The sequence below is a fragment of the Shouchella sp. JSM 1781072 genome, from assembly GCF_041949915.1.
Classification (GTDB): domain Bacteria; phylum Bacillota; class Bacilli; order Bacillales; family Bacillaceae_D; genus Shouchella.
The window spans coordinates 13,496-36,136 of record NZ_JBHFQE010000002.1 but is presented as its reverse complement, the minus strand read 5'-3'; the positions used below and the strand labels follow the sequence as shown (position 1 = coordinate 36,136).

The 22,641-nt window shown below is 40.7% G+C and carries 25 protein-coding genes; 18 read left to right on the top strand and 7 right to left on the bottom strand.

The window, feature by feature from the left end; translation table 11 throughout:
* The first annotated feature begins 91 nt into the window (after positions 1–91).
* The 5 genes from ACE1TH_RS09500 to ACE1TH_RS09480 all read left to right on the top strand — a co-directional run bounded on the left by ACE1TH_RS09500 (position 92) and on the right by ACE1TH_RS09480 (position 4,961).
* Entirely contained in the window at positions 92–844 is a 753-nt protein-coding gene (locus ACE1TH_RS09500) for a sugar phosphate isomerase/epimerase family protein (protein WP_375078824.1), read from the top strand.
* A gap of 11 nt (positions 845–855) precedes the next feature.
* On the top strand, positions 856–1,971 hold the full coding sequence (locus tag ACE1TH_RS09495; RefSeq protein WP_375078823.1) for a Gfo/Idh/MocA family protein: 1,116 nt from the start codon (positions 856–858) through the stop codon (positions 1,969–1,971).
* Between the two features lie 129 nt (positions 1,972–2,100).
* On the top strand, positions 2,101–3,669 hold the full coding sequence (locus tag ACE1TH_RS09490; protein ID WP_375078822.1) for an acetate--CoA ligase: 1,569 nt from the start codon (positions 2,101–2,103) through the stop codon (positions 3,667–3,669).
* A 158-nt stretch (positions 3,670–3,827) separates the two neighbouring features.
* The gene (manA, locus tag ACE1TH_RS09485; protein WP_375078821.1) at positions 3,828–4,778 is read left to right on the top strand and encodes a mannose-6-phosphate isomerase, class I; all 951 of its coding nucleotides are present in this window, start codon (positions 3,828–3,830) and stop codon (positions 4,776–4,778) included.
* 21 nt (positions 4,779–4,799) lie between these two features.
* Positions 4,800–4,961 (top strand): hypothetical protein, encoded by a 162-nt coding sequence (locus ACE1TH_RS09480; RefSeq protein WP_176554336.1) that lies wholly within the window; start codon positions 4,800–4,802, stop codon positions 4,959–4,961.
* Between the two features lie 9 nt (positions 4,962–4,970).
* Here the strand turns inward: ACE1TH_RS09480 and ACE1TH_RS09475 are convergent, their stop codons facing one another.
* Positions 4,971–6,488, bottom strand: coding sequence for a BCCT family transporter (locus ACE1TH_RS09475; protein ID WP_255224837.1), 1,518 nt, complete (start codon positions 6,486–6,488; stop codon positions 4,971–4,973).
* A gap of 217 nt (positions 6,489–6,705) precedes the next feature.
* Here ACE1TH_RS09475 and ACE1TH_RS09470 point away from each other — a divergent pair, with 217 nt between their 5' ends.
* The 8 genes from ACE1TH_RS09470 to ACE1TH_RS09435 all read left to right on the top strand — a co-directional run bounded on the left by ACE1TH_RS09470 (position 6,706) and on the right by ACE1TH_RS09435 (position 13,424).
* The gene (locus ACE1TH_RS09470; protein WP_099302210.1) at positions 6,706–7,548 is read left to right on the top strand and encodes an ABC transporter ATP-binding protein; all 843 of its coding nucleotides are present in this window, start codon (positions 6,706–6,708) and stop codon (positions 7,546–7,548) included.
* On the top strand, positions 7,481–8,269 hold the full coding sequence (locus tag ACE1TH_RS09465) for an ABC transporter permease (protein ID WP_099302209.1): 789 nt from the start codon (positions 7,481–7,483) through the stop codon (positions 8,267–8,269). Before ACE1TH_RS09470 ends, ACE1TH_RS09465 begins: the two co-directional genes overlap by 68 nt.
* 14 nt (positions 8,270–8,283) lie before the next feature.
* Positions 8,284–9,255, top strand: a complete 972-nt coding sequence (locus ACE1TH_RS09460) for an ABC transporter substrate-binding protein (RefSeq protein WP_099302208.1) — start codon at positions 8,284–8,286, stop codon at positions 9,253–9,255.
* Positions 9,256–9,477: 222 nt separating this feature from the next.
* A complete protein-coding gene (gene rfbA, locus ACE1TH_RS09455; protein ID WP_099303398.1) occupies positions 9,478–10,347 on the top strand; it encodes a glucose-1-phosphate thymidylyltransferase RfbA in 870 nt (289 codons plus the stop codon).
* A gap of 3 nt (positions 10,348–10,350) precedes the next feature.
* The gene (gene rfbC, locus ACE1TH_RS09450) at positions 10,351–10,896 is read left to right on the top strand and encodes a dTDP-4-dehydrorhamnose 3,5-epimerase (protein ID WP_099302207.1); all 546 of its coding nucleotides are present in this window, start codon (positions 10,351–10,353) and stop codon (positions 10,894–10,896) included.
* A 9-nt stretch (positions 10,897–10,905) separates the two neighbouring features.
* Positions 10,906–11,892 carry a dTDP-glucose 4,6-dehydratase gene (rfbB, locus tag ACE1TH_RS09445; protein ID WP_099302206.1) on the top strand — a complete coding sequence of 329 codons (987 nt, stop codon included), beginning with the start codon at positions 10,906–10,908 and terminating at the stop codon, positions 11,890–11,892.
* Positions 11,889–12,749, top strand: coding sequence for a dTDP-4-dehydrorhamnose reductase (gene rfbD / locus ACE1TH_RS09440; RefSeq protein WP_375078820.1), 861 nt, complete (start codon positions 11,889–11,891; stop codon positions 12,747–12,749). Before rfbB ends, rfbD begins: the two co-directional genes overlap by 4 nt.
* Before the next feature lie 75 nt (positions 12,750–12,824).
* Entirely contained in the window at positions 12,825–13,424 is a 600-nt protein-coding gene (locus tag ACE1TH_RS09435) for a VanZ family protein (RefSeq protein ID WP_099302204.1), read from the top strand.
* A gap of 43 nt (positions 13,425–13,467) precedes the next feature.
* Here the strand turns inward: ACE1TH_RS09435 and ACE1TH_RS09430 are convergent, their stop codons facing one another.
* Entirely contained in the window at positions 13,468–14,049 is a 582-nt protein-coding gene (locus ACE1TH_RS09430) for a hypothetical protein (RefSeq protein WP_375078818.1), read from the bottom strand.
* Between the two features lie 225 nt (positions 14,050–14,274).
* Here ACE1TH_RS09430 and ACE1TH_RS09425 point away from each other — a divergent pair, with 225 nt between their 5' ends.
* A complete protein-coding gene (locus ACE1TH_RS09425) occupies positions 14,275–14,526 on the top strand; it encodes an HPr family phosphocarrier protein (protein ID WP_099302202.1) in 252 nt (83 codons plus the stop codon).
* Positions 14,527–14,657: 131 nt separating this feature from the next.
* Here ACE1TH_RS09425 and ACE1TH_RS09420 read toward each other — a convergent pair whose 3' ends face one another.
* Entirely contained in the window at positions 14,658–15,569 is a 912-nt protein-coding gene (locus ACE1TH_RS09420) for a phosphotransferase (protein WP_375078817.1), read from the bottom strand.
* 216 nt (positions 15,570–15,785) lie between these two features.
* On the opposite strand from ACE1TH_RS09420, the gene ACE1TH_RS09415 reads away from it, so the two are divergent.
* From ACE1TH_RS09415 to ACE1TH_RS09400, 4 genes are all read left to right on the top strand, one after another.
* Entirely contained in the window at positions 15,786–17,426 is a 1,641-nt protein-coding gene (locus ACE1TH_RS09415; protein ID WP_375078816.1) for a glycosyl hydrolase family 18 protein, read from the top strand.
* A gap of 352 nt (positions 17,427–17,778) precedes the next feature.
* Positions 17,779–18,780 carry a YdcF family protein gene (locus tag ACE1TH_RS09410; RefSeq protein ID WP_375078815.1) on the top strand — a complete coding sequence of 334 codons (1,002 nt, stop codon included), beginning with the start codon at positions 17,779–17,781 and terminating at the stop codon, positions 18,778–18,780.
* Positions 18,781–18,842: 62 nt separating this feature from the next.
* Positions 18,843–19,604 carry a CpsB/CapC family capsule biosynthesis tyrosine phosphatase gene (locus ACE1TH_RS09405; protein WP_099302198.1) on the top strand — a complete coding sequence of 254 codons (762 nt, stop codon included), beginning with the start codon at positions 18,843–18,845 and terminating at the stop codon, positions 19,602–19,604.
* Between the two features lie 29 nt (positions 19,605–19,633).
* Positions 19,634–19,930, top strand: coding sequence for a hypothetical protein (locus ACE1TH_RS09400; RefSeq protein ID WP_099302197.1), 297 nt, complete (start codon positions 19,634–19,636; stop codon positions 19,928–19,930).
* Between the two features lie 40 nt (positions 19,931–19,970).
* On the opposite strand, the gene ACE1TH_RS09395 is transcribed toward ACE1TH_RS09400, so the two are convergent.
* From ACE1TH_RS09395 to ACE1TH_RS09380, 4 genes are all read right to left on the bottom strand, one after another.
* Entirely contained in the window at positions 19,971–20,402 is a 432-nt protein-coding gene (locus ACE1TH_RS09395; protein WP_176554334.1) for a DUF948 domain-containing protein, read from the bottom strand.
* A gap of 23 nt (positions 20,403–20,425) precedes the next feature.
* Complete coding sequence (locus tag ACE1TH_RS09390; protein WP_099302195.1) at positions 20,426–20,770, bottom strand: DUF5665 domain-containing protein; 345 nt, start codon at positions 20,768–20,770, stop codon at positions 20,426–20,428.
* 78 nt (positions 20,771–20,848) lie between these two features.
* Entirely contained in the window at positions 20,849–21,535 is a 687-nt protein-coding gene (locus ACE1TH_RS09385; RefSeq protein WP_375078814.1) for a class I SAM-dependent methyltransferase, read from the bottom strand.
* Positions 21,536–21,591: 56 nt separating this feature from the next.
* Positions 21,592–22,623, bottom strand: coding sequence for a DmpA family aminopeptidase (locus tag ACE1TH_RS09380; RefSeq protein ID WP_375078813.1), 1,032 nt, complete (start codon positions 22,621–22,623; stop codon positions 21,592–21,594).
* Between the last annotated feature and the right edge of the window lie 18 nt (positions 22,624–22,641).

Here is a 22,641-nt window from a genome sequence, read left to right as displayed (position 1 = left end):
ATATTTTATATAATTGAATAGTTTTAGTATATAATCAATTTTAGAGTCATGGTAGTCTTAAGATTAGATTCAGTACAATGGAGGTGGATGGATGCCAAAGATTGGGTTGCAACTTTATTCAATAAAGGAACGTTGTGCGGAGGATTTTTTTGGTGCGCTGGAGAAGGTAGCAGAAGCAGGCTATGAAGGCGTTGAATTTGCTGGGTATTATGAGAAAACAAGTACAGAAGTAGCGCGTAAATTAAAGGATGTTGGCTTAAGGGCTGCAGGAAGTCATATTGGAATAGACCAACTCGAGAATCAGTTGGAAAAAGTAATTGAATACTCACATAAAATTGAAAGCCCTTACATTGTATGCCCAGGATTACCCGACTCTTATCGTGATTCTGCAGATGCATATAAGCGAACAGCTGAGTTGTTTACAAAAATAGGTGAAAAAACGGCAGAAGCGAACATCGCATTTGGCTATCATAATCATGATGTCGAATTAAAGAAATTTGACGGTCATTACGGCTTAGACTTGTTGTTTCAGTATGCTGATCCAAAAGCTGTTTTTATGGAATTGGATACATTTTGGTTAGAAGCGACAGGACTTAAATCTGTGGATTGGCTCCATAAATATAAAGAGCGAGTAAAGCTTCTTCATATGAAAGACATGAACAACCCGACAGAATTACGGAATGTTGAAGTGGGTTCAGGTGCGATGGATTTTAACGCGATTCATCAAGCGGCAAAAGCTTACGCTGTGGAGTGGTATACGGTCGAGCAAGAAGAATTCGATCAAGATGAGTTTGCATCAATTCAAGAAAGCGCAACGTATTTAAAGCAATTACTTAAAAAATAGAGGTGAGCAAAATGAACGATCGGACAATTCGAATTGGCATTATTGGTTGTGGAGGAATTGCAAACGGCAAGCAAATGCCCAGTCTGGTTAAACAAGAAGGGGTAGAGCTCGTTGCTTTCTGTGACATCGTTAAAGATAAAGCGGTTAAAGCTGCAGCAACATTCGGAGTGGAAGGAGCGGATGTGTACACAGATTATCACGAATTATTAAAAGATACGTCGATTGAAGTCATTCATGTGTGTACGCCGAATAAATCCCATGCTCCGATTTCGATTGCTTCTTTAGAAGCTGGAAAGCATGTTTTGTGTGAAAAACCGATGGCCAAAACAGCAGCGGAAGCACGTGAGATGGTAGAAACAGCCAAGCGAACTGGAAAAAAATTAACGATCGGTTACGATAATCGCTATCGGCCAGATTCGCAATATCTAAAGCAACTTGCTGAAGAAGGTGAGTTCGGCGACATTTATTTCGCAAAAGCACATGCTGTACGTCGAAGAGCTGTTCCAACGTGGGGCGTTTTCTTAAATGAAGAAGAGCAAGGAGGCGGCCCTTTAATTGATATTGGGACCCATGCGCTAGATCTAACCTTATGGACCCTTGATAACTACAAAGTGAAGAGTGTGGTTGGAAACGTTTATTATAAACTGTCAGATACTGAAAATGCTGCGAATGCATTCGGGCCGTGGGACCCTAAGGAATTCACAGTAGAAGACTCAGCGTTTGCGTTCATTACAATGGAGAATGGCGCAACGGTCACGCTAGAGGCGAGCTGGGCGTTAAATACACTTGATGTTGATGAAGCGAAAACAACGCTTTGTGGTACGAAAGCTGGGGCAGATATGCGTGATGGTTTGAGAATTAACGGCGAAAAACTAAGCCGTTTGTATGTCACGAAACCAGATTTACAAGCCGGTGGCGTGGCGTATTATGATGGCGGAAGTGAGACTCAGGCGGATAAAGAAGCACGCTTATGGATTGATGCCGTCCGCAATGATACTGAGCCTGTCGTCAAAGCTGAGCAAGCCCTTGTCGTAAGCGAAATATTAGAAGCGATTTACGAATCAGCGAAATCTGGTAAAGCCGTTTATTTTAATGAACAAAATCAAGCGTTAGTAAACGAACGTTAAATCATTTGTTTAAGTATAAAAGACCCACGTTAAGTTGCGTGGGTTTTCCCTGTGCATAAGAATAAAAAAGGAATCGCTTTAAAAGTGACAGAATTATCTATATAATAGAGTGCAGAGAGGAGTGATTGAATGGTTCAAGGGACATACGTAATACCGGAACAGTACAACCTTGCTGTTGAAGTAGAGCAACAAGTAGATCGTTCGCAAAAAGCGCTGCTATGGCAAGACAAAGAGGGGAATAAAGTTGAATGGACATATGAGCAATTACTAAATGCGATGAACCAATATGCACATGTATTTCGCTCATTGGATTTACAAAAAGGGGATCGGGTACTGCTTTTATTTCCGCGGGTGCCAGAAGCTTATGCAACCTATTTAGCATGTATAAAAGCAGGGTTGGTCATAATTCCTTGCTCAGGAATGCTTCGTTCAAAAGATTTATCTTTTAGAATCCGCCATGCCGAAGCGTCAGCAGTTATTGCATATGCAGGTTTAACAGAAGAAGTGGATAAGATGGAGTCACTGCCATCCTTGAAGACCAAAATCATTGTCAACGGTCAAGAAAGTGGATGGGAAGATTTGCTTCAAAAAGCAATAAATGAAAGCGTTTCCTTTGAGTGTGAAACCCATAAAGATGAGGTCGCCTTTTTGCCTTATACTTCAGGTACAACAGGCAATCCAAAAGCGGTTGTACATACCCACGCCTGGGCGTATGCGCATTTGCAGACGGCAGCTACAGAATGGCTTGGAGTGCAAAAAGAAGATACGGTTTGGGCAACAGCCGCTCCTGGTTGGCAAAAATGGGTCTGGAGCCCGTTTTTATCTGTTATTGGCAAGGGTGCAACGGCGTTTATTTATGATGGACCGTTCGATGCACAAACATACTTATCGCTTTTACAAGAACATCAGGTAACGGTTTTTTGTGCGACGCCGACTGAATATCGAATGCTCGCGAAGGAAAAAACATTAGCTTCTTATGAGCTTCGTTCGATTCGACAAGCCGTCTCTGCAGGCGAGCCTCTAAATCGGGCAGTAATCTCGACCTTCCAAGACCAATTTGGTTTTACAGTAAGGGACGGATACGGTCAAACAGAAAATACCTTACTCATTGGAACGATGATCGGAATGGAAGCGCGACCAGGATCGATGGGGATGCCTACACCTGGAAATGGGGTGTGTATCATTAATGATGAGGGACAAGAAACAGCTGTTGATGAAATTGGAATGATCGCTGTACACAAAGACTCACCAGCGCTTTTTAAACGATACGATAAAGATGAAGAGCGCACAAAGGCATCATTTATCGGTGATTATTATGTAACGGGAGATCAAGCAAAGCGTGATAAAGATGGTTATTTTTGGTTTGAAGGTAGGGGCGACGATATCATTATTTCATCAGGATACACAATTGGACCGTTTGAAGTTGAGGATGCATTGACAAAACACGCAGCTGTGAAAGAATGTGCGGTTGTCGCTAGCCCGGATGAAGTGAGAGGAAGCATTGTGAAAGCATATGTGGTGCTTAATCTGGAGCCTGAATCAAAGGATGAATTAACAAAGGAACTTCAGGAATTTGTTAAACAAGAGACGGCTCCTTATAAATACCCAAGGAAAATTGAATACATTAAAGAACTACCGAAAACGATTTCTGGAAAAACAAGACGCATTGATCTTCGAAGACGCGAGCAGGAGCAATAACCAAATTAAATGGAGCAACGAAAAGAATCTTCATGGGTGATAGATCATTCATGAAGTTTTTTTTATCGTCCTTTCGCGATCACTCCTTTCATATTGCCTTGTAGTGTGAATATGGTACGCTTATTACGAGGGAAGAAGAAGAGGAGTGAAAGATGTTCATGAAAAGGCCAATTTTTTTTAAGCCCGTTTTACAAGAAAGAATTTGGGGAGGACAAAAGCTCGCACAATTTGGCTATGAATTACCAAGTAAGCAAACAGGTGAGTGCTGGGGGATATCTGCACACCAAAATGGATTAAGTGTTGTACGTGAAGGTGAGTTTGAAGGAAAGTCACTACGTGAACTTTGGGACAGTCGACCAGAGCTTTTTGGTGGCAAAACCTCAGGGGAATTCCCTTTACTTGTGAAAATTTTGGATGCTGCAGCGGATCTTTCTGTTCAGGTTCATCCGAATGATGAGCAAGCCGCTGCACTAGAAAAAAATGAAGCTTATGGGAAAACAGAATGTTGGTACGTCATTGATGCAGAAGAGGGGGCAGAGCTGATTCTCGGCCATACTGCTCAGACAGTAGAAGCATTCACACAAAAAGTGGAGCGAAATGAGTGGGAGACACTGCTAAATCGTGTGCCAATTAAAGCAGGTGATTTTTTCCATGTGCCAAGCGGTACTATTCATGCAATTGGAGCAGGAACGATTATTTTAGAAACCCAGCAAAGTTCGGATACAACCTATCGTGTCTATGATTTTGATCGAACGGATGATAGCGGACAGAAACGTGAACTCCATCTTGAAAAAGCCATGGAGGTCACACAAATTCCTGATATTCGCTATAAAACGAAAACGAAAACAATAATAGAAAATGATGGGTGTAAAGTGACCGAGCTTGTGACAACCAACGAATTTACCGTTTATCATGGACAAGTGAGATCGTATTGGAACGCTGCTTTTGATGCAAACTATTTATTAGTGTCTATTGTTAAAGGAATGGGTGAATTGACGATAGCGAATGCGTCCTATCGTGTAGTGAAAGGCGACCACCTTCTTTTACCAGTGGAAGCAACAACCTTTGAAGTAAAAGGAGAGCTAGAACTAATTGTCAGCCATACATAAGGGTTGGAGGGAACTGCAGAAATGAATGGTTCGCTTATTGGATCTATGGTAGTAGGCGTTTTGCTCGGATTTATAGCCGCAGGATCTCTTGGCGCAATCATTGGATTGTGTGCAGGTATTCTGTTTCAAATTGCAAATGAATTGGAATCAATCCGTAAGCTCATAAAAAAGAGAAGCGAGTGAGGATCACCCTCACTTCGCTTCTTCTTTTTCTTGTAAACGTAATAATCGTTTTGCTGTAACAGGTGCTAACCAGAGTGTTGGTAGCATAACTAGAGACACCGGCACGGCCGTTATGACGATAAACGATTGAAGGGAATCAATACTGCCTTCACCGATATATAAAAGAACGGCTGCAACTGCACCAAAAATGAGTGCCCAGAAAATTCGAATGTAGCGGTCAGGCGTTTCTTTTCCGGTAATAATCATGGAAATGGAATAAGAAATGGAATCCGCTGTTGTTGCGACGAATACACACGTAACAAATATAAATAAGAACGCAAATACGGCTCCTAATGGTAGCTGGTTAACAATCGCAAAGATGGAAGCAGGTAAGCCGCCTTCATTCAATGGATTACTTACTGAGCCAGGATCGTTTATTTCATAAAAAATACCCGTTCCGCCTACAACAGTAAACCAGAAGTTCGTTACAACCGGTGCAAGAAACGCAACCGTTAAGAATAGCTCTCGAATGGTTCTTCCATCTGAAATTCTTGAGATAAAGATCGACATAATCGGTCCGTACCCAATAAACCAACCCCAGAAAAAGATCGTCCAGCCGGAAAGCCAGCCTTCATCTCCACGATAAAAACTCATCGGTAAGAAGTTTTGTAAGTATGAACCATAGCTTGTTACAAAAGAATCAATAATAAAGCGAGCAGGTCCAAGAATGATGATTGCAGCGGCAAGAATAACAGTTACAATGACGTTAAAACGACTTAACCACTGAATTCCTTTATTAATCCCTGTAGCTGCTGATACAGCGGCAATCCCGACTAAGAAGAAGATCATCGCAAATTGGATTGCGAATGTATCTGGTAGACCGAATAACATGTTCAATCCGTAACCTGCTTGAAGTCCTAAGAAACCAATTGGTCCGATTGTCCCTGCACAAGCTGCTAAGATGGAAAAAACATCAATCAATGTACCAAGGACGCTTTTGTGCATAATTTTTTCACCGAAAATTGGATAAAGTAACGCTCTTGGCTTAAGGGGTTGTCCTTTTTTCTTTGCATACATGAGTACGACAACACCAAGGGTTCCTAAAATACTCCATGCAAGAAAGCCCCAGTGTAAGAAACCTGTAGACAAACCAGCTTGAATATCAGTAGCTGCCCCGCCAGTTTCTGCAAACATCGGTGGTGTATCTAAATAGTGATACATTGGTTCAGCTGCTGCCCAAAACACGCCGCCACCAGCTAAAAGAGTGATCATGATCATCGCAAACCATTTAAAGAAAGAGAATTTAGGTTTAAGAGAATCACCTAAACGCACCTTACCGAGCTCGGTAAGGCTCATAAATACCGCAATGATAAAAGTTAGTATCATAAGTACTTGCCAAAACGCCCCGAAGTTTAGAGACGACCAAGCAAATCCCGTGTTAACAAGGTTGCCGACAAATTCTGCATTTACAAGTGAAGCAATAACAAATAAAAGTAAGAAGCCACCAGAAATTGCAAATACAGGCCAGTCTAGTTTAAGATTTTTCAATTGTTCCTCCTGATTTCAGTCATAAGTTTCGAATGATAACACACATCTATATATGTGACAAGTCGACCTCTATATATCCCCCTTATTTTATGTACAAAACATCTTTTTATCCAAAGAAGTTAATTCTGATTGACGATTCTCACAACATCGCTTACACTAAAAAAAACTATAATTCTTATTATAATAGTAGGATTTATTGGGATTCGAGGTGGAAGACATGCAAATACAATTAAATAAGGTAGAGAAATCGTTTAAAAAAGATAAAAAGCAGTCTTTACACGTATTAAATGATATTAATCTCACTATTAATGAAGGGGATTTTATTTCGCTGTTAGGTCCTTCAGGATGTGGGAAATCAACCATCTTAAATTTAATCGCTGGACTTGATTCACCTTCAGAAGGGGAAGTCATTGCTGGAGGGAAGCAAGTCAAGAAGCCAGGGAATGACCGGGTTGTCGTCTTCCAAGAAGCGGGTCTTTTTCCATGGATGAACGTACTTGATAATGTAACGTATGGTTTAAAATTAAAAGGCATATCGAAGGAAGAAAGCGAGAAAAAAGCGCTTGAAGGTTTAAAAACCGTTCATCTTGGCAATTTTACAAAATCATTTCCTCATGAACTGTCTGGCGGCATGAAGCAACGTGTGGCAATTGCCCGTGCGCTCGTAATGGACCCTGATATCTTGTTAATGGATGAGCCCTTTGCTGCACTAGATGAACAAACGAGAATGGTATTGCATAAAGAATTGCTTGAAATTTGGGCAAATACAGGTAAGACAATTTTATTTATTACTCATAATATTCGAGAAGCGGTTATGCTATCGAATCGTATTGTCTTAATGGGGACGCGCCCTGGAAAAATTAAGCGCGAATTTCCGGTGCAAGCCGCGTTACCACGAGACCCTGCAGATAGTAATGTCGTTGATTTAGAGCGTCGTATTCTTGCAGAGCTTGAAGAAGAGATGGAAAAAGTGTTGAAGGAGGAGTTTGGAGATGACTACAGCTATAAGACGGATCGTATTCATCGCGATAATCGTGGCTATATGGGAGATAACATCTAGAGTCGGAAATTTTCCTCCAGGCTCTTTCCCACCACTTTTATTCCCACTCGAGTCTGGTGGAACAACGGTTCTTAGCACATTTGTTAATGGACTAATATCGGGTCAAATTCTTACAGCAACAGGAATTACGTTAGGACGATTATTAATAGGCTTTGCTATTGCTATTATTCTTGGTTTGACATTAGGGTATTTAATCGCTCGCTATAAACTTGTTGATGATACACTCGGATTTTTGGTCACAGCGCTTCAGTCCATTCCAAGTATTGTTTGGCTGCCGCTAGCAATTATTTGGTTTGGGTATGGAAATGCTTCGTTGCTGTTCATTGTCACGATTGGCGCCACATGGACAGTAACGGTTAGTTCGAGTACAGGTTTTAAAAACGTGCCAAGTCTTTATATGAATGTTGCAAAAACACTTGGATCAGGTGGAAGTCATTTATTAAGAACGGTCATTTTACCTGCTTCTGTCCCTCACTTAATCTCTGGCGTTCGAACCGCATGGGCGTTTGCATGGCGTGCCATTATGGCAGGGGAGCTTTTTGTTGCTGCGGGTGGACTTGGTTACTTACTAACAGTCGGGCGATCCCTCGGACAAATGGATTTAGTTTTATCTGTGATGATCGTCATTGGGATTATTGGAACGATTGTGGATAATTTAGTGTTTTTACGTATGGAACGCTCGGTTCAGAAAAAATGGGGCTTGAAACCTGGTTTAAATTAAAGGAGAGAAAACGTATGAGGAAGTTTTTACAAGGGTCAATATTAGCCGTAGGAGCAGGGGTTGCTCTTTCTGCTTGCGGAAATAGTACAACAGAAGGGGAAGTGCGAATCGCTTATTTTCCAAACTTGACGCATATTTCTACAATTGTCGCATTAGAAAATGGTTACTTTGAAGAGGAGTTTGGAGATGACGCAAGCTTCACAAAGATGACGGTGCCAGATGGCGCGCAGTTTATGGAGGCAATGTCTGCTAACGAAATTGACATTGGTACAGTTGGACCAGTTCCGGCAATGAATGCATATACGAGAAATCAAGCCCATTCTATTATTGCAGGCGCGGTTAATGGTGGTGCCGTAATTATGGCACGTGAAGGTTCAGGTGTAGAGTCGGTATCCGATTTAGTTGGATCAAACGTCGCAATCCCCACAATTGGATCGACACAAGATATTATGTTACGAAAAGAGTTAGCTGATGCAGGCGTAGATGCGGATGATATTAATTTTGTTCCTCAAGCCCCAGCAGACACATCGATTCTTTTTTCACAAGGTGATGCAGATGCCGCAGCAACACAAGAGCCATGGGGAAGCTTTTTAGCAGATAATTTAAATGCAACGTTCCTCGTAGATGCAGATGAATTTGGTTGGGGAGAAGATTCAACCAATACAGTTGTTACTGCGAGCCATGAGTTTTTAGACGTGAATGGTGACTTGGCTCGTGCCTACTTACGCGCGCACGAGCAAGCAGTAGAATTTGTCGCTGAAAACCCAGATGAAGCTGCACAACTCTTTGTTGACCACATCCAAGAAGAGACAGGAAATGAACTCGATTTTGATGAAATTCGTTTATCATTGGATCGTCTTTTTCCAACAACGGACGTGAATGAACAAGTCTTACAAGAGATGGCTCAGATTAGTGAAGAAGCTGGACAAATGTCGAATACAGACATTGACGGACTTGTCGATTTACAATATCTCGAGAGTGAATAATGAAATGAAACGTCTCCGACCATGATGCGGGGACGTTTTTTTAGTCGGATTTCTCCACATCGGGTTTTTCCTCTATCTGTTTGGCGTATTAATGTTTTATGTTGTGAAGATCATGAAAAAAGGAAAAGCGTTAAACGAAAAATCTGCATAAATGATGCAGATTTTTTGTTTTGCTTGCATAGATTCATTTATATGGACTTTTTTATAAGGGATGTGGTTAACCTGAAGGGCATAATTCTGGCAGGTGGAAGTGGCACAAGGTTATACCCAATTACAAAAGCGACATCGAAGCAATTGCTTCCAATCTACGATAAGCCGATGATTTATTACACATTATCATTACTCATGTTGGCTGAGATACGAGAATTCTTAATCATCTCAACGCCTGAAGATACGGAACGTTACGAGCAAGTTCTCGGTGATGGCTCTCAACTGGGCATTTCCATTCAATATGCGATACAACCGGAGCCTGGTGGATTGGCGCAAGCTTTTTTAATCGGGGAAGCGTTTATTGGCAATTCAAGCGTAACACTCGTTTTAGGAGACAATTTGTTTTATGGGCACGGGTTACCTGAACGATTAAAACAGGCAATTGATCGAAACGAAGGTGCAACCGTATTCGGGTACTACGTGCGTGATCCGGAGCGCTTTGGTGTTGTTGAATTTAATGAGAACGATGAAGCGATTTCCATTGAAGAAAAGCCGGCTAAGCCAAAATCTCATTACGCAGTAACAGGCTTGTATATATTCGATCATCATGTTGTTCAATATGCTAAAGAGATTAACCCTTCAGCACGTGGTGAATTGGAAATTACAGATATTAATGTCACGTATTTAAATCAAGGAAAACTTCGGGTTGAAAAGTTAGGCAGAGGCATGGCGTGGCTAGACACTGGAACACATGAATCGTTGCTAGAGGCATCTCAATTTATTCATACTGTTGAAAAACGACAAAGTTTAAAAATCGCTTGTATTGAAGAGATTGCCTTTCGAATGAATTATATTTCAAAAGCCGACTTAATTGAATTAGCTCAGCCGTTAAAGAAAAATGAATATGGTCAATATCTGCTTAGAATGGCAGAGGGAGGATAAGGAATGGATGTTCACAAAACCAAATTAGAAGGCGTTTATGTATTGGAACCAAATGTATTTGCTGATGATCGAGGCTATTTTGTCGAAACGTTTAATCGTGATGTCTATGAAAAAGCAGGGATTCATACAGCGTTTTTACAAGATAATCAATCTCTTTCTAAACAAGCAGGGACATTGAGAGGATTACACTACCAACTTGCTCCAGATGCACAATTAAAAGTTGTCCGCTGTGTTACAGGGGCGATTTTTGATGTTGCAGTCGATATTCGAACAGATTCGCCAACGTATAAACAATGGGTTGGGGTGATTTTAAGCGAGCATAATCAAAGGCAACTCGTTGTACCGAAAGGATTTGCCCATGGTTTTTGTACGTTAGTGGATCAAACCATTGTGGCTTACAAAGTCGATCAACTATATTCGCCTTCAAAGGACCGTGGCATTCGTTGGAACGATCCAGAAATAGCGATTGAGTGGCCGTGTAGCCAACCGATTCTATCAAAAAAAGATCGCGCACACCCGCTACTTCAAAAAGCTGAGAATAATTTTTAGGAGGTTGCTATGAACATCGTTGTTACTGGAGGAGCAGGTTTTATTGGAAGCGCGTTTGTTCGGTTACTGTGCAAAGAACATCCAGAAGATACGATTATTGTCTTTGATAAATTAACATATGCAGGGAATGTCAATAATTTAAGGCGTGTACAATCGGCGATTGAGTTTGTGCAAGGCGACATTTGCAGTGAAGATGACTTAGAGAAACTTTTCGGAAAGTATGATGTTGATGCGGTTGTTCATTTTGCTGCAGAATCTCATGTAGATCGGAGTATCGTAAATCCAGGTGCGTTTGTACAAACGAATGTGTACGGAACGCAAATGCTTTTGCATGCGGCAAAAAAAGCTGACGTTGAAAAGTATGTACAAGTTTCAACCGATGAAGTCTATGGAAGTTTAGGCGAAACAGGTTTATTTACAGAACAATCACCGCTAGAACCGAACAGCCCTTATTCAGCAAGCAAAGCAGGCGCAGATTTACTTGCTCGTGCTTATTTTGAAACGTATGGGATGAACATTAATATTACCCGTTGCTCAAACAATTATGGCCCCTACCATTTTCCTGAAAAACTGATTCCGCTTATGATTACAAATGCATTGCAAAATAAATCTCTGCCAATCTATGGAGATGGCAAACAAATTCGTGATTGGCTCCACGTTGATGACCACTGTCGCGGGATTGATCTCGTTTTGCGAACTGGCCAGCCAGGCGAAGTGTACAACATCGGTGGGCGGAACGAGCGAACAAATGAGGAAATCGTTCGTCGGATTGTGCAGACATTGGGGGTGTCCGAAGAACTAATCACCCATGTTGAAGACCGGCTTGGACATGATTTTCGTTATGCAATTGATGCAACAAAAATTGAACGAGAGTTAGGTTGGAAAGCGATGTATACATTTAATGAGGGTTTAGCAGAAACAATCGATTGGTACATTCAAAATAAGGCGTGGTGGCAGGATGTCCTTTCCGGTGTTTATAGGAGGCAAAAGCTATGAAAATTCTCGTCACAGGAGCTAATGGACAACTTGGATCTGCCGTTCTGCGTGTCCCTGTGGAAGTAGGGGTTCAGCTGATCGGTATGACCCGAGCAGAACTTGATATTACGAATGAATATCATGTGAAAACGGTCTTTGAAACGATTCATCCTGACGTCATTTTGCATTGCGCTGCCTATACAAATGTAGATCAAGCGGAAAAAGACGAGATGGAGGCATATCGCGTGAATGCTATAGGAACGCGAAACCTCTGTGTCGCGGCTGAACAATTAGGAGCAGTATTTGTCTATGTTAGCACTGATTATGTTTTTGATGGAGGTGCAACGGAGCCTATTGATGAATGGACACCCCCTTCTCCGATTGGCGTGTATGGGAGATCAAAACTTGCAGGTGAACAAGCCGTCCAACAGTTTCATTCTAAGTTTTTTATTGTGCGAACCTCTTGGGTGTTTGGTCATACTGGTAGTAATTTTGTGAAGACGATGCTTCGGCTAGCGGAAAAAAAGACCGAGCTTCGCGTTGTTGATGACCAAATTGGTTCGCCCACTTACGCGAATGATCTTGCTGAAGCGATCGTTTCGTTAGTGCGCACGAAGCGCTACGGCATTTACCACATTTCGAACAGTGGAACGGTCAGCTGGTATGAATTTGCTAAGGAAATATTTGCTTTAAAACGTATACCTGCATCGATTCAACCATGCACGACGGCTGAATTTCCTACACTTGCTCAACGTCCTAAATACTCAGTCTTGTCACATAAAGGCTTACAGCTAAACCATTTTGCCCCAATGCGTCATTGGAAAGAAGCTATTCATGCATTTTTAGAAACAGAAAAGGATGATAGGAATAGCGAGTGAATGTGAGAGCTTGATCTCTATTCATTTGTGAGAAAATATACATTTCTAGACGATTTTTATTAAAAACAGCGTATAATGGACGGAACATTAAATGAGGTGAGGCATTTGTCGCGTTCCGTTAAAATAACCGTATTTAGCTTGTTTCTAGTGGCTGCGGTATCAATCATTGCTTTCTCGAGTTCCACGCCATACGGAAGTCAAGATATTCGAGGGTATCTTAGCGTTCTTCCGATTCATTGGATTGAGAATACGAGAATCGCGCAAATCTCTTTTCCATATGGGAATCGTGAAATTAGTTTAGATTACTTATCGGTAGAATCGTTTGTAGAGTTCTTTCTACGAAAAGCCGCCCATTTTTTCTCCTTTTTGTTAATTGGCTTAATTGGCTCTCGGTTACTTGCTTATATCGTCCGCTTGCGCTATGCGGTGATGATGTCGTTCATATTTGTCGTGTTTTATGCATGTTTCGATGAATATCGACAGTCGTTTACTCCAGGGCGTTCACCTATGATCGAGGATGTGATCGTCGATACAATGGGAGGCATGTTAGGCATTACGATCACAGTATTTTGGGTCTTATACATACGCTCAAAAAAACCATGTGAAGTATGTGGAAATAAGGGACCATCGACGCATGTTCATAGAAAATGGGACGATATCAAGAAGCAAGCATAAAAAAACTCTATCCACCATAAGGCGGGATAGAGTTTCTTCGGCGTTACGTCACTTGATTTTCGAATTCTGCTGCTTTTTCATACAGAGCAGAAAAACGTTTTTCTCCGTGATAGCGATAAAAACGATATTGCTGTAAAACATGTTGTTGCTCTACTTCAAATAAATTGATGGCTTCTTTAAGCGAATCAGCGCGTTGGTGAAGAAAGTACGTTTCAAACTTATTAAGCGCGTATGTTTTTAAGTAATAGTTTGGGATGGACGTTTGTTTGGACAACTGATTTTTTAATGTGGTTTGTGCTTCTATCATTTCTTCTAGTGCAAGTGAGGTTTCATTTTCCTTTTCTTCATAGTTCATCCAACGTTTTAAAAGATAGTTGGTCCCGATCACCAGCAGAAAATAAAGCGTTATAGGGATGATCAGAAACAGGATGAGAACAAGAAACATCCGAAAAAGAAAGAGATCAATTATGGTAAAGAAGTGGTAAAAATAAATAAGCGTTGAGGAAAATAGGATATGAAAGAAGAAAAGATAGGCTACAATCACAATTGCAAATAGACTATTAAGCTCCTTGTAATGATAAACATGACGGAGTGGACCGCGTTTTAGTTGGTCTTTCTTGTTCATTTGTTCTAGCTGCTCCTTTTTCAAGGATTCTATGTCTCTTACTAAAGGTTGTATGCTGCGAATATGAGAGAGGCATTCCGTTTGATTCAAAGTCGCCACCTTCCTTCTTGTCCTTATTTAGTTTATAAGTATGTGCAAGATAAACGCGCCATGACTGAAAAAAAACATTCATAACAGAATTTTTTTTGCATATAGATGGAAAGTCACGAGAGAGGAGGCGTCTTAATGGAGAAGGCAATTAAAGTAGGGTTACCTAATGGTCTACATGCTTCGAATGCAGCGTCGTTCGTCGAAAAGGCTAGTCAGTTCCAAGCTGATGTTCATCTTAAAAAAGGAAGTTCAGTCATTAATGTGAAAAGTATCCTTGGACTGATGAGTATTGTTCTTAAACCAAATGATGAAGTATTGTTAACTGCTGTTGGAGCAGATGAAGAACAGGCGTTAACGGTATTAGGGGAGTTTTTGGAAGACCAATAACTGTAAAATGGATTGGGACAAAAGACTATGAACATGTTGAAAAGACGACTAATTCGCGGATTAATCGTCTTTTCTTTATTATCTATCATGTTGTTAAAAGAACCCTACGTTATGTCATTCTTTCTTTTAGATTATCTTAAGTGAATGAGTTCATCAATCAGCTGCTTATTTTCATATAGCCAGTAGAACATAGCTCGATTTTTTTCCATACGTTCTTCATCGTGACTGAAGAAAGCAATCATAACAGCTTCAATACTTAAAAATGTATACCATAGTGCTTTTCTTTCTTGAATGGTAAAAGGATTTTCTTGATGGTAGGCGCGGAAAAACCCCTTCATTGCAGGAAACCAGCGCTCGATATCATTAGGGTTTGAGAACACATCGTTTAATATACTTGTCGCAAAGTAACATGGATCTAAAATCCTCACATTTTCTTCAACTAGTTCTAAATCGATCACGCCGCTTACTTGATGATCGTCGAAAAGAAAATGAAGATAGTGGGGATCGCGATGAATGAGCTGTGTTGGCAAGTGTTTTAAGCATTGCATTCCCTCGGATAGTTCAGATAAAAGGTGAACCACATCCAGTGCAATTTCCTCTTTTTGCATAAATGGAACGATGTTTCCATATAGTGACGTTAGCACATGTCGTTTTCTAAAAGAAGTATGGTGATCACTCACTTCAAGAAGGGCATTATCCAGTTTTGCTAGAGCGGAACCGACTTTACTAGGAACATCATGCGTATGTTTAAGCAACTGATCAATGGCTACGTGCTGCCCTTGTAAATGCTCGTACACGACATAATAAGATTGGTGCGTTTGAACAATATATTCGTTCGACTTCGTTTTAATAGGAGAAGGGACTGGTTGATTTTTATGAATCAGATCTTGCAGCAGTTGTATTTCTAATTGTGCACGCTCTTTATCAGATTTCTTTTTTAAAATAAATTGTTTTTCATCATTGGTATAAATTCTGTCCACACGGTTCGTTAACTTATCCGTGTAGCGAATGGACAACTGAAAGGCTTGATCAATCGTGCGCATTAAAAAATCCCTCACTTCTTATAGTCCGATACCTATTAAGAAAATAGTGACTATTCTATCACTATAGTTTTATTGCAGTTAAGAAGCAATAGCTAAAAAGGCGCATTTCATCGCAAAAATTGCTGTAATGAGTAGTTATTTCTGATTATTTTGAAATATTTTGCAGGATTATTCCCTTTTATCGGGAATGTCAAAGGGGTAAAAGGAGGAATAAACATGTATAAAAAACGGATTTCTGTATGTTTAATCATTATAACGTTATTATTTTTTGGTAGTTTCGATCAAGCTAAGGCTGAACGAGCTGAAAAGAAGATTGTCGGCTATTACCCATCATGGGTTGCGGAAGAAAGAGGCTACGAAGTAACGGATATTCCAGCCAAAAACATGACACATATTATGTATGCGTTTGCGAATGTTTGTTGGAATGGTGTGCATGGAAATCTAGACCCGTCAGGGCCTAATCCACAGGAATGGGCATGTGAAGATGAGAACGGAGCGATTGATGTACCAAACGGGACGATTGTGTTAGGGGACCCCGAACAAGATGTGCACAAGATGTATCCTGGCGATCATGAAGATGAAACGATTAAAGGAAACGTGAAGCAGCTTCAGAAACTAAAAGAAGAACACCCTCATCTTAAAACAGTAATATCGGTTGGTGGCTATACATGGTCCAATCGCTTATCGCTTGTTGCCGCTACAGAAGAAACACGAGAAACTTTTGCACAATCTGCAGTGGATTTTGTTCGCGCGTACGGGTTTGATGGATTGGATCTAGATTGGGAATATCCAGTGAGTGGCGGAATGCCAGAAAACGAACGTAGCCCTGAAGATAAGCAAAATCATACAAAGCTCTTAGAAGCAACTAGAAACGCATTAGATCAAGCGGGAGAGGAAGATGGCAAACAGTATTTGTTGACCATCGCCTCCTCAGCCTCCCCTAGTTATTTACAAAACAATGAGATGGAGAAGCTCGCACATATTTTAGACTGGATTCAAATTATGACGTATGATCTTAATGGCACATGGCAAATTCAAAATGGACATAATGCGCCATTATTTTATGACGAAGAGGCAACGGTTCCTTGGGCAGATGCACTCAATGTGGATGCCGCTATTCAAGGTCATTTAAACGCAGGTGTCCCTAAAGATAAGCTCTTAATGGGTATGCCTTTCTACGGATACGGCTGGAAAGGTTGTGACAGTGAAAATAATGGAGAATATGCTTTTTGTGACGGACCAGCTGATGTAGGAACGTGGACAAACGCTACGTTTGATTATCAAGACTTAAAAGAAAATTATATTAATCAAAATGGCTACAAGCGATATTGGAATGACAAATCCAAGGTGCCATTTCTTTATAATGAAGAAAATGGAACCTTTATCACGTACGACGATCCTGAATCAATTACGCATAAAGCCCAGTATGTAGTCGATCATGGGCTAGCCGGTGCGATGTTTTGGGAAACGAGCAATAATCGCGACGGAGAACTTGTCCAGTCTATCGCAGATGTATTTTCTGAAGATGATGAGCAGCAAACATGTCAAGTCGAGCAATGGTCCAAAGAAACGGTATATGTGAAAGGCGATCAAGTGAAGAAAGATGGACTTGTTTATGAAGCAAAATGGTGGACGCGAGGAGAAGATCCAAATCGTTCAGGCGAGTGGGACGTATGGAAAAAAGTTGATCAGTGTAACGATGATGTAGCTACCGCTAGTTGGTTAAAAGATAAGATTTATACGAAAGGCGATCAAGTCGAACATCGTGGCGTTTGGTATGAAGCGAAATGGTGGACACGGGGAGAAGATCCAAGTCGATCAGGTGAGTGGGATGTATGGAAGAAAGTCACTCCTTAAGTAGTAGCATAGAATTGCAGTGAGTATTCTTATGCACGGTACATGTGCCAAATATGTGCCGTGTTTTTGTGCTGTGTTATAGATAACATAAATTAATTAATTTCATAACCCTACATCGTGTCATAAAAACGAACACTCTGGAGATTACGAACGATCAGATGAACGTTCCATTTTTGGATAAACGGCGACCCTTCTTAGACAGACCTACGCAAATGATAAAAGCAGAGTATCGTGATGTTACACATTCTCTTTAAGAGAAATGATAAAATTGACTCAAGCAATAAGGCTTTTTAACTAGTTTCGCACGATCGTAAAACAGGAATAATACGAAAAATAGGCAAGGGTGAAGAACATGAATATCTTTTTATTAAGTGCCATTATTTGTGCAATTGTTTTTTTCTTCAGTATGCGCATTGAAAAGCGAAGTATTTTTAACGGTATGTTCTTAACGGCAAGTCTATTATTATTTCTTGCAGGTGGCATAGCAGCCGCAACGACAGGACCTATGAGCAGAATTGATTATGTTATTTTAATTTTATCTGCATTGTTTGCTCTGATGAGTGTGCTTTTTTTACTCTTTGTTGTAGGATACATTATTCGAAATACGTGGAAACTTGTGAAGAAAGAAGGTAGAAAATGGAATAATTTTTTCTCCTTATCCATTAGCTTGTTTGTTATGGTGTTACTTATACTTATCCCAACCGCGTTGTTTACGATTGAACCTCTTGCGTTAACAACAACGGTTTATATTGGGCTATATGGCTTTTTGTTTTTATCCTTTCTAATCTCCTCTCTACTATATCGGCAGATTCGACCTCATTACGATCAGGATTATCTTTTAATACTTGGAGCTGGATTATTAAAAGGCAAGCGGGTTTCTCCGATATTAGCAAGCCGTTTAGATAGAGGTGTCTATTTCTATGACATGCAAAAAAAGGTTGCGCCTCCTCCCAAAATCATTGTGACAGGGGGGAGAGGAGAAGATGAGTTAATCAGTGAAGCGGAAGCGATGAAAGCATATCTCATCAAGAAAAATATACCCGCTCAACACATTATTTTAGAAGACCAAGCTCGTAATACCTATGAGAACTTCTTGTTTTCAAAGAAACTGATGGAGCAATCTAAGTCGTTAAAATTGGTATTTATTACAAATCACTTTCATGTTTTCCGATCGAGTTTACTTGCAAAACAACTCGCAATGCCTGCCGAAGGGATTGGATCCCCAACGGCATGGTATTTTCAACCAAATGCATATACCCGTGAGTTTATTGGGGTCTTGTACATGAATAAGAAAATCCATCTCGCTTTTTTTATACTCTATATTCTTGTTTCAGTCTATTTTTATTTAAGGTAGTGCAGGAAAATCATTTTAGGTTGTCAAATAGAATAGGTTAACCGAAAAAAGGAGGAATGAAAATGTTTGATGTATGGGACCATGAACTTCCAGAGATTAGTGGGGTTTCCCGATCGCGATCAAAGATTATTGAACAAATCCATTTCGTTCGTGACCAAGACATGCATTCACTTTGCTACATTCCACTTTTTGATCGAGAACAGCCAGTCACGTGGGGAGAGGACATTAAGCGTATAGTGGATGATTATAATGAGCAATTAAAAGGCATTACGCTTTTGACTGGTCATACGTTACCTTTATACGACGAGCTCCTTTTAGATTTAGAGAGCGGACAGGCATTTACGTTGAACAAGACACGGTTTGTCTTTATAACGCTTGATGGTACTGATTTAGAGTTAGCGGCAAATAAGCTTTACCATTTAGCTGTTGCGGGATATTATCCCGTTCTTTTATATCCAGAAACCGACAAACGGATACAAAGAAATCCAGATTTACTGTATAAGTTCGTGAAGAATGGCGCGTATACAATGGTAAATGCGATGAGTCTGTTGCAAACAAACGACAAAGCGTTAAAAAAGTGTATTCGAACATTACTAAACGGAAACTTAATTCATATGATTGGCAACTATACGGAAATCCTCCTTTCAGAGCGTGGTGAACGAGATGAGGTAAAAAGAATCCTCACAAAATATAGCCCGGAACAGAGTGAGCACATTCAAAAGAATTTCAGTCATTTACTAAATCGTGCTCAAATCATCATTGAAGAACCACTTCACGTAGACAAACGCTCTTTTTCCTCCTTTTTTAGTAAATCAAGAGCATGATACACTAAGGAGGCAAGGAGGCGTTAAACGTGGAAGAAGTGGCAGAGCAGATTATCGTAACTATACAAAGCAAGGAAATGGATTGGTTTACAGCGTGGAACGTGAAAGGCTATATCCCGATGGACCATGGTATATTGCTGTATGTAACGCGTAAGGATGGTCAAGATGTTGTGGTGAGTATTCAAACAAAGGATCAATCCATTTACCAGTTGGAATTACTACGTAACAATGATAAGTTTGATCGAATTGTGTTAGGTGGTCGCTATGACGTGGAACAAGTGGAATTAGCGGAAGCGATTGATCAACTTTTAACAGTCTACCATTAAAAAGACGAGTCGCCCTCTTGAGAGGACGCCCCGTCTTTTTTTATGCATGTGGTTGTTGTTGTTTCTTTGCTTTTCGGAAGTAATAAAGAAAGGCAATACTTTTAATAATTCCTGAGACTTGGTCTGGTTGAGCCGTAACAGCTTCTTGTTTCGCCGCATTCACACGTGTCAGCGTATAGGTAGAAAGTGCAGAGGAAGCACGGTGTGCAGCTTCTCCAGAATCATGAATCATGTCAAAAAGCGGGTTTAGTTTCGTTACCTTTTCATTCACGTCCATAATTGTTTCGTTTGTGTTATGTAGCGTAACTTTTACCTCACCTGTTATTTCGTCTAAACTTTTTTCTAGTTGTGCAACAGTTGTTGCAGTGTTGTCTAATGTTTTTGCTAAATTACGCATTGCAGGTAGTAAGCAAAAAACAGCAATTAAAAAAGCAATTGCAAAGACAAGTACGCCTATTCCTAACCAATCCATGTTCAAAAACCTCCTTTTTAAAATTATCGATTTGCTTCGATGAGATTCGCTAAATCTGCAAGCCATTCCCCTACAATCGGCAAAGGTTCAAATAAGCTAATAATGGCGAGGAGAAGAGAAATAAAAAGTGCGACTCCGATTGTCAATCCTACGCCTCTTGCGATACCAGCGATTAAATTTGATTTTACCACTTGTTTCGTATCTGTAAAATGAAAAGCCATATCTTTTAGACGTCCATTCGTTGTCACGTCTTCCAGTTTGTTTAATAATTCCTCAAAACGATCATTTTCATCCGCTTGTTTCTCAATTTCGCGCTGGCGATGCTTTGATGGAAGCATCCTGTTTTTTTGATCCTCTGTAAGTGGCAACGTCATCCCTCCCAACCAATCATTATCTCTATCCTATAACCGATTTAGGTGAGGGTTAAACCAAAAAGCCACCGAGCATTATGCGGTGACAACTGGTTTGGCTTTTAGCATGTATTGATACGCGACCGAACGTTCAATAAACGTGTCAACATTTATACCTATAGATTGACCAGCTTCAACAATTTTATGAATGAGCTGATGGTGGTGTGGGAATAGCACTTGATTATTGACGATCTGCTCAACGTCATACCCGCTCGATACGAATAATTTTTCAATTTCACTCTTCGTAAAAAAGCGGAAATGGGTTTTATCCAGTAAGCCCGCATCTACATAATTCCACGTTCCTCGAATCAGTTCTTCGATGATGGAGATATGACCGACATTCGGAATGCTTGCATAAATCGTTCCTGATTGTTTTAAGTAAGGTTTTACTTTTTCAAGTGTTGCCCACGGATCTAACGTGTGTTCAAGAACGTCTGCAAAAATAATTCCATCAAAATATCCATGGGCAAACGGCAGTGAATCTTGTTCAATGTTTCCAACAGTTACTGAATCGAGCTTTTTTCGTGCTTGATCAGCGGCATGTTGAAAAAGTTCAAAGCCGTGTACCTCGGCCTCGTAGGCGTCTTTAATTGCCGCACCTAACGCACCCTCTCCGCAACCAACATCCAGTAATACCTTACTCCCTGGATCGATTAATGAAAAAAGTTGTTGATTGATCCCTTGATAATACGTACTGGCTTTATTTTCATACTCTTTTTTCATACTAAACGCCTCCATTCTCGCAATAGTTTATGCAATGAATTAGGCATCTGTGCAGATTACGTTTGTTCGAGCAAACCAGGTCGCGTATGACCATTAAAGCCTTTCATCGTTGTTGCGGCACACAATGAGTTTAAGATCGCCTCTTCTACTACTTCTGCAGTGGCGGCGAATAGCTTAGACACGTCTTCATGTTGATCATGTAAAAACGAAACCTGCTGAAGAGAAAAAGGTGGATCATGAGGAATTCGATTTGCGGTAGAAAAAGCAATGACGATATCGCCACTTCCATTGGCGGCGAAAGACGCTGTACGTCCTAATCCAAGTGTGCCTCGTTTTGCGACACGTTTTAATTGGCGCGCATCGAGAGGCGCATCGGTAGCAAGAACGATAATAATGGAACCATCTGGAGGTGACGCACCGTCGTTTCCTGAAGCGATGGAAATTTGATTAGCGTGAGGACTATATATCCAATCCTCTTTCTTTCCGTAATTCGTTAACACCAGACAGCCAACTGTGTAGGTGGAAACTACGCGGGAACTTGTGCCAATCCCGCCTTTAAAGCCTAAGCATGACATTCCTGTTCCAGCGCCGACCGCACCTTCTTGAGTAGGTTCAGTAGATGCTGTTTCAATCGCTTGAACAGCATCACTCGGTTTTACATGCATACGGCGTATGTCATTTAAGTACCCATCGTTACATTCCGCCGTCACGACGTTTACAGTACCTGTTGTCACACCAATTTGAGGATTTTGCGTTAGGAGGTAGGAAAGGGTTCCTTCGGTTACAGCTGGAACGGAGAACGTGTTTGTTAGCATGATAGGGCTCTCAAGTACACCTAATTCTTCAAGCTGAATGAGCCCTGTTGTTTTGCCAAAACCATTTAATACATAGGACCCTGCCTGTGCTTTTTCTTCAAACAGATTTCGACGATGAGGCAAAATCGCCGTTACGCCGGTTCGAATGTGTTCTCCTTCAATAAGCGTAGAATGACCTACTTGGACGCCTTCTACATCGGTTATGCAGTTATGCTTACTGGTAGTGAATCCTGGGAAAGAAAAGCCTGCTTGTCTCGCTGGAGAATGAAGCATGAAAAACCTCCTTTTCAT

Bases quoted from the DNA above. Each gene is read 5' to 3' on its own strand.
- ACE1TH_RS09420 (WP_375078817.1), bottom strand. From the start codon at position 15,569: ATGCGCACGATTGATCAAGCCTTTCAGTTGTCCATTCGCTACACGGAT.
- manA (WP_375078821.1), top strand. From the start codon at position 3,828: ATGAAAAGGCCAATTTTTTTTAAGCCCGTTTTACAAGAAAGAATTTGG.
- rfbC (WP_099302207.1), top strand. From the start codon at position 10,351: ATGGATGTTCACAAAACCAAATTAGAAGGCGTTTATGTATTGGAACCA.
- ACE1TH_RS09405 (WP_099302198.1), top strand. From the start codon at position 18,843: ATGTTTGATGTATGGGACCATGAACTTCCAGAGATTAGTGGGGTTTCC.
- ACE1TH_RS09385 (WP_375078814.1), bottom strand. From the start codon at position 21,535: ATGAAAAAAGAGTATGAAAATAAAGCCAGTACGTATTATCAAGGGATC.
- rfbD (WP_375078820.1), top strand. From the start codon at position 11,889: ATGAAAATTCTCGTCACAGGAGCTAATGGACAACTTGGATCTGCCGTT.
- ACE1TH_RS09395 (WP_176554334.1), bottom strand. From the start codon at position 20,402: ATGGATTGGTTAGGAATAGGCGTACTTGTCTTTGCAATTGCTTTTTTA.
- ACE1TH_RS09465 (WP_099302209.1), top strand. From the start codon at position 7,481: ATGACTACAGCTATAAGACGGATCGTATTCATCGCGATAATCGTGGCT.
- ACE1TH_RS09490 (WP_375078822.1), top strand. From the start codon at position 2,101: ATGGTTCAAGGGACATACGTAATACCGGAACAGTACAACCTTGCTGTT.
- ACE1TH_RS09435 (WP_099302204.1), top strand. From the start codon at position 12,825: ATGGACGGAACATTAAATGAGGTGAGGCATTTGTCGCGTTCCGTTAAA.
- ACE1TH_RS09425 (WP_099302202.1), top strand. From the start codon at position 14,275: ATGGAGAAGGCAATTAAAGTAGGGTTACCTAATGGTCTACATGCTTCG.
- ACE1TH_RS09500 (WP_375078824.1), top strand. From the start codon at position 92: ATGCCAAAGATTGGGTTGCAACTTTATTCAATAAAGGAACGTTGTGCG.
- ACE1TH_RS09480 (WP_176554336.1), top strand. From the start codon at position 4,800: ATGAATGGTTCGCTTATTGGATCTATGGTAGTAGGCGTTTTGCTCGGA.
- ACE1TH_RS09410 (WP_375078815.1), top strand. From the start codon at position 17,779: ATGAATATCTTTTTATTAAGTGCCATTATTTGTGCAATTGTTTTTTTC.
- ACE1TH_RS09430 (WP_375078818.1), bottom strand. From the start codon at position 14,049: ATGAACAAGAAAGACCAACTAAAACGCGGTCCACTCCGTCATGTTTAT.
- ACE1TH_RS09470 (WP_099302210.1), top strand. From the start codon at position 6,706: ATGCAAATACAATTAAATAAGGTAGAGAAATCGTTTAAAAAAGATAAA.
- ACE1TH_RS09415 (WP_375078816.1), top strand. From the start codon at position 15,786: ATGTATAAAAAACGGATTTCTGTATGTTTAATCATTATAACGTTATTA.
- ACE1TH_RS09460 (WP_099302208.1), top strand. From the start codon at position 8,284: ATGAGGAAGTTTTTACAAGGGTCAATATTAGCCGTAGGAGCAGGGGTT.
- ACE1TH_RS09495 (WP_375078823.1), top strand. From the start codon at position 856: ATGAACGATCGGACAATTCGAATTGGCATTATTGGTTGTGGAGGAATT.
- ACE1TH_RS09380 (WP_375078813.1), bottom strand. From the start codon at position 22,623: ATGCTTCATTCTCCAGCGAGACAAGCAGGCTTTTCTTTCCCAGGATTC.
- rfbB (WP_099302206.1), top strand. From the start codon at position 10,906: ATGAACATCGTTGTTACTGGAGGAGCAGGTTTTATTGGAAGCGCGTTT.